Annotated in this window: 6 protein-coding genes; 2 read left to right on the top strand and 4 right to left on the bottom strand. The window is 39.1% G+C overall.

The window, feature by feature from the left end:
• Nucleotides 1-97 precede the first annotated feature (97 nt).
• A complete protein-coding gene (locus DSOL_RS25385; protein WP_075367493.1) occupies nt 98-943 on the bottom strand; it encodes a radical SAM protein in 846 nt (281 codons plus the stop codon).
• 142 nt (nt 944-1,085) lie between these two features.
• Nucleotides 1,086-2,603 (bottom strand): MocR-like pyridoxine biosynthesis transcription factor PdxR, encoded by a 1,518-nt coding sequence (gene pdxR / locus DSOL_RS25380; protein WP_075367492.1) that lies wholly within the window; start codon nt 2,601-2,603, stop codon nt 1,086-1,088.
• 115 nt (nt 2,604-2,718) lie between these two features.
• Between pdxR and DSOL_RS25375 the strand changes: the two genes are divergently transcribed.
• Together DSOL_RS25375 and DSOL_RS25370 are read left to right on the top strand one after the other, a co-directional pair.
• Nucleotides 2,719-3,441 (top strand): AzlC family ABC transporter permease, encoded by a 723-nt coding sequence (locus DSOL_RS25375; protein WP_083643061.1) that lies wholly within the window; start codon nt 2,719-2,721, stop codon nt 3,439-3,441.
• Complete coding sequence (locus tag DSOL_RS25370) at nt 3,434-3,751, top strand: AzlD domain-containing protein (RefSeq protein WP_075367491.1); 318 nt, start codon at nt 3,434-3,436, stop codon at nt 3,749-3,751. Before DSOL_RS25375 ends, DSOL_RS25370 begins: the two co-directional genes overlap by 8 nt.
• Nucleotides 3,752-4,010: 259 nt before the next feature.
• Here DSOL_RS25370 and DSOL_RS25365 read toward each other — a convergent pair whose 3' ends face one another.
• Both DSOL_RS25365 and DSOL_RS25360 read right to left on the bottom strand, forming a co-directional pair.
• Nucleotides 4,011-4,208, bottom strand: coding sequence for a hypothetical protein (locus DSOL_RS25365; RefSeq protein ID WP_075367490.1), 198 nt, complete (start codon nt 4,206-4,208; stop codon nt 4,011-4,013).
• A gap of 182 nt (nt 4,209-4,390) precedes the next feature.
• The gene (locus tag DSOL_RS25360) at nt 4,391-5,521 is read right to left on the bottom strand and encodes an aldo/keto reductase (RefSeq protein ID WP_075367489.1); all 1,131 of its coding nucleotides are present in this window, start codon (nt 5,519-5,521) and stop codon (nt 4,391-4,393) included.
• Nucleotides 5,522-5,774: the final 253 nt, after the last annotated feature.

Below are 5,774 nucleotides of genomic sequence, written 5' to 3'. Positions count from 1 at the left end.
AGTATAGTTATAAAATACTTATTAACTCCTTGCTTAAATCGGATAAAAAGTTCATTCGGTTTACTTTCCAAGTAATACGATAATTCCTGAAATGGATTTACCTTCTAAGTGTAAGTCCCTGTTTTCTTGCTTCTACTAATTCCTTATGATAAAAATAATTGTTGTGTTCTATGCCATTTATCCGGCAATAATTTTCAATTTCCACGGACAGATCTATCCAATAATCTTTCTTCCCCTCGATGTATATATCATGATACAAATCCTTTAAATGCGGATATTCATGCTCAATATAGGAAAGTATTGTTCGCTTGTAACCGCCTCGTAAATTCAAATTCTCGAACCAATATTCATTTACGAAATCGTGCGTCTGCGCGATAATGGCCTTAAAGTCAGTAACAACAGGAAAAACTGGTGACATAAAAAGGATCGTATAAATACCGTTTTTGTTTAATTCTTTCAATGTACGCAACCTATCGTTAATACTGCTGGCTTTATCCATGTCACTTCTAAATTTCTCATCAAGTGTATTAATGGAAACGGCTACCTCTAAATTTTTACATTGCTTCAACAATTCAATATCCCTTAGTATCAGGCTTGATTTTGTAGAAATAGAAATATGGCACCGGACAGGAACTAACTGTTCTAAGATTTTTCTTGTTACACAATACTTCTCTTCTAATTGATTATAACAATCCGTAACGGAAGATAAAAATATAGATTTATCTTCCAGTTTTGTGGTATGAATTGGACTGTCACACCTTTTTATATCCACAAAAGTTCCCCATTCTTCACTGTGACCTGTAAATCGTTTCATGAAACTGGCGTAACAATATTTACAAGCATGAGGGCAGCAAATATAGGGGTTTATAGAAAAGTCACTTACAGGCACATTAGACTTAGTGACATAGCTTTTTACATCGATTATTTTCTCTATTATTTCCATTTATTTACTTTCCCCTTCAGTCTCCGATTCACTGGCGACTATATTTTAGCCATGCTTCATTGCAAATTTTATAAACGTAACGGTTTCTCCACATTGTCCATAGTAAAAGTTGACACGTAAACCTCAACTCTTCTTCTATAGGCTAAATAATCGGCCATACCGAACAGGGCGGTGCATCATTATCTTTATCTTTATTCTTTTTTGTTATTTGTGTCAAGGTTTTGGCCAAGCGCTGTACGCCTTCAAGCAAAACTGCTTCATTGTGAGTCGTAAAACAGAGGCGAAACTCTTTATCAAGGGTGGGCACTGTATGAAAAGCTTCGCCAGGTACAAAGGAAATTCGGTTTTTGGCAGCTTCCTGTAGGAGTCGTTGGGAAGTGACCGCTTGTTTTAACTTACACCAAAAGTAAAACCCTCCCTCAGGTACGATAAATTCAATATCGTTTGCACACAAACGCTGGAGAGCTTTAGCCATTGTGTCCCGGCGTTTTTTATATTCCCTCCGCACTGTGGTTAGATGTTGATCAAGTCTCCCTTCATTCAAGAACATCGTCACAAGCCATTGGGCTATGTTGTTTGAATGAAGGTCAATAAACTGTTTTTCCAAGGCAAGCCGGTTGATTAAAACATGTGGGCCTGCAAGATAGCCTGTACGTAAACCTGGGAATAGAATCTTCGAGAAAGTCCCCAGATAAACGACCCCTCCGTAGGAATCTAAAGCTTTAAGAGACTGAGGGGGCTGTTCGCCATAACACAAATCGCTATAGGGATCGTCTTCCACTATCACAAGACGATGACGTTTTGCAAGTTTAATCAAATCTTGGCGCTCTTGTTCTGGTAAAACCCTGCCGGTCGGGTTTTGATAAGTAGGTATCATATATAACAATTTTGGCCGGTAGCGAATTAAATAGTCCTCCAACAGCTCTAATGATAATTTCTCCGAGCAAGGCAGGCTTAAAACCCTTGCCCCTGCAGCCTGAAAAACCTGAATAGCTCCGATAAACGTGGGTGCTTCCATCACGACATAATCGCCTGGCTCCAATAACACTTTGCTAAGTAAATATAAGCCTTGTTGGGACCCGGAGAGAGTGAGTATGTTCTCCGTCGAAGCTGGTATGCCCTTCTCGCTCAACATTGCGGCGATTGCCCTTCTCAATGGGTTATAACCTTCTGTTGGAATATGTCCAAAATCCGCAGGTGCGGCCCTTCCAATATTGCGGTTAAACAACTCGGTAAAGGTCTCCAAAGGATAAAGGGCCGGATCAGGCATACCTGCGGCCAGAGATATAGTACCTGGCGCAGGAGTAGAAACCATATCCCTCAAAATTGAGGCTAACGGTTTTTTAGGATAGGCGGTAAACAGTTGAGGCCAGGGAACTTCAGATAAGGGCTCTAAATCACGTGCTTGCGCTACATAAGTCCCGCTACCTACTTTTGTCCATACCACTCCCTGCTGTTCCAACTTGCGATAGGCATTGATAGCAGTTGTACGGCTTACAGCAAAGAGGTCAGCTAATTCCCGCTCAGGGGGTAGCTTCGTACCTGAAGGCAGGACTTGCTTTTGGATTTTGTCAGCAATGAGTAAGGCAATTTGCAGATAGAGCGGTTGCTTATTCAAGGTATCCAACTCCGCGCTATTCAAGTGTTTGGATATGTCCATTTAGCATTTCTCCTTATTTTGTATCCAATTATTAATATATTAGAGAAATTGGATATTTACAATGTTTTTTATACCCATTAAGATTTAAGAAATATTAGAGTTAGGTGGAATGATTATGCAGCTATCAAATCTCATCTCAGGTAAGAACGAACTAGCGGAAGAAGCATGGGTGGCACTCCGCGAGTGCACTCCAGTGGTGCTCGGAGTAGTGCCCTTTGGGATTACCTGCGGGATAATGGGGCTTACAGCAAAAATGTCAGGAGTAGAAACTATTTCAATGTCTGTCATCGTTTTTGCTGGTGCTTCACAGTTCATTGGGATTACCATGCTGGGTGCAGGCATAACGGGCTGGGGAATTATTATTCTTACTACCTTACTGGTAAACTTGCGCCACTTGATCATGGGATCATCCTTGGCGCCCTATATGATTAAACTGCCGTTTCCCCTTCAAGCACTCCTGGCATTCCTTTTGACCGATGAAGCCTATGCCCTGACCTTTAGCCGAATTCACAGGGCCAAATACAGTGTGCTCTATCAATTGACCGTGGGTACTGTGCTTTATCTAGTTTGGGTTTTGTCTACTGTAGCCGGGGTAGTTTTGGGCGGCTACATTTCCGACCCCTTAACTTGGGGGCTTGATTTTGCCATGCCGGCAACTTTTCTGGTATTGCTGATACCGCTATTGGCAGACCGCATCAGTCTAATTGTATTCGTTGCGGCAGCAGGGGTTTCGGTAGTTGCTGCCCTATATTTACCTGGTAAGTGGTATATTATTATCGCCTGCCTTACAGCCAGCTTAATAGGGGTCTTATTAGAGGGGGCTAGCGAACATGCGTAGTGAAGTTTTTTACATTATTATAGGGATGGCCTTAGTTACTTATTTTACCAGAATCGGAACTCTAGCATTGTTCCGGTTTACAGGGGTACCAACTTGGTTAAACAGATGGTTAAAATATGTCCCAGTTGCCATATTGACAGCCTTAATTGTACCGTCATTACTTTTACCCAAGGGATATTTGGATATTAGTTTAAACAATCACTACCTGATTGCGGGCATAGTTGCTGCTTTTGTGGCTTATAAGAGCCGTAATATTATTGCCACCTTGGGTATCGGAATGTCAATAATGTTTGTCCTGAAGTTATTGTAGATAACTACTTACTTCAAATGTCATACAATAACGAGTCTATTAACCCTAATATCGCATGTTGTTTGGTGCCACCACTTTGGTCATTGTCATCGAGCGATGGTCCAGATATTTAATTGACGAACGTTTATTAACACTTTATTCCTCTGTTTAATTTCCAATTATATACAATATTCACCAGTTTAATGCAAACTCAGACCTGGTCTACAATATAACGGTAAACACATAGTACTATAATATAAAAAATAGGATGCATAGAGTTTTACTCTATGCATCCCACGATATATCCGTCAATGGTTCCGTTTTCAAAAACCTTATTCTCAACTGCCGTTTTTACTATGTGTTGATTGATTTGTTTTAGTCCGTTTATATCCACGACTTTAAGTGTATCTCTGATGGCATCAATCTGCGGCAGCTTTATTTCTCGGGGAAATAGTTTAAACTCACGATTCTTGATCATCAAACTTAGTTTATTAAAGCTTTTTATCCTAAGCAAAAAACCAAAAGCACAGGTAAAATTACTTGACCTGTGCTAAAAGCTGGGTTAGCTCTTCCGTCAGACAGTTTATTCAAACCACGATCAACGTGGTATAGGATTCAAATTCGAACTTTTTTGAAAGTGGAGAATTTGATTTTTCAATGTTATCTTTGTGTTGGGTAAGTACTGTTCATGAATTCAGTATGAACTCTTTTTAGTAATTCTGGAATTTCTAAAGTCTGTGGGCAAAGTCCTGTACAGATTCCACAGGATACACATTGATCTGCACCAGAACCAGCAGGCACCAAATTACTTTGATATACTACTGTGTCAATCACATGTGATTTCATAAGCTGCTGGCTGTTATAAAGCTTAAAAATTTCTGGAATTGTTACACCTTGTGGGCATGGCATACAGTATCTACAACCGGTGCAGCCAATGCTCTTTTTTGCTTCATATGCCTCACGAATCATTTTAATCAAATTTAAATCTTCTTCTGACATAACATTTGGAGCTGCATGTTCAAAAATTTTCATATTATCCTTTAACTGTTGTAAAGTGCTTGTACCGCTTAAAATTACAGATACTTCTGGCATGTTGTAAAGCCATCTAAAACACCACTCTACCAAAGAGCGCTTTTCCGGATATTGATTGATTAAATCTTCTGCTTCCTTTGGAACTGTATTTAGTATATAGCCCCCTCTAAGCGGTTCCATTATAACCGCTGCTAAACCTTTATCTGCTGCATATTTCAAACCTTCAACACCAACTTGTTGTTTCTCATCCAGTATATTAAGCTGAATTTGAGCCATCTCCCAATCATTGGTGTCTACAATTTCTTTAAAAGCCTTTAAGGTATTGTGTATGGAAAAAGCTTTATGAACTATCTTACCTTTTTCCACCATTTTATCCAAGAAAGTAAGACCATCAAATTTTTTAACCTTCTCCCAATTGCCATGATTCATATTATGAAGTAGATATACATCGATATGATCCGTTCCAAGTCGCACCAATTCTTCATCTAGATATTTTTCGAAGTCTTCATGTTTGTTTATATTCCAAATAGGACTTTTGGTAGCTAAATAAGTTTTGTTTCTATAGCCATCCTTTAAAGCCTTTCCTGTAATGATTTCACTATCTTTATAAATAAAGGCGGTATCAAGATAATTCACCCCATTATCGATGGCGTAACGTACTATTTCAATAGCTTCTTTTTCATCAGAAGGAAATCGCATGCACCCAAGTCCAAATCTAGACACTTTCATTCCTGTTTTTCCATATTGTGCATATTCCATAATGTTTCACTTCTTTCTATGATTTCTAACCTGGTACTTTCAAGACATGCATTGCAAGACATATATTAAACCTTACTAGTATATCCCCGCTTCCCCAGAGTTTCAAAAACGCCTCTTAAGAATTTTATTGTATATTTTAGAGTGCACTCTAAGTCAAGATTTAGATGTGTTAATAAAAGAAACCATAGGATGCCCTCCAAAGCTTCGCATCCCAAGGTTGTGTAATTCATTAACAAACAATTATTTAATCATT

Source organism: Desulfosporosinus metallidurans, from assembly GCF_001936615.1.
Lineage (GTDB): Bacteria > Bacillota > Desulfitobacteriia > Desulfitobacteriales > Desulfitobacteriaceae > Desulfosporosinus > Desulfosporosinus metallidurans.
This window is presented reverse-complemented; position numbering and strand designations above follow the sequence as displayed.

Coding starts and splice junctions, on each gene's coding strand:
- DSOL_RS25360 (WP_075367489.1), bottom strand. CDS start 5,521: ATGGAATATGCACAATATGGAAAAACAGGAATGAAAGTGTCTAGATTT.
- DSOL_RS25385 (WP_075367493.1), bottom strand. CDS start 943: ATGGAAATAATAGAGAAAATAATCGATGTAAAAAGCTATGTCACTAAG.
- DSOL_RS25365 (WP_075367490.1), bottom strand. CDS start 4,208: ATGATCAAGAATCGTGAGTTTAAACTATTTCCCCGAGAAATAAAGCTG.
- DSOL_RS25375 (WP_083643061.1), top strand. CDS start 2,719: ATGCAGCTATCAAATCTCATCTCAGGTAAGAACGAACTAGCGGAAGAA.
- pdxR (WP_075367492.1), bottom strand. CDS start 2,603: ATGGACATATCCAAACACTTGAATAGCGCGGAGTTGGATACCTTGAAT.
- DSOL_RS25370 (WP_075367491.1), top strand. CDS start 3,434: ATGCGTAGTGAAGTTTTTTACATTATTATAGGGATGGCCTTAGTTACT.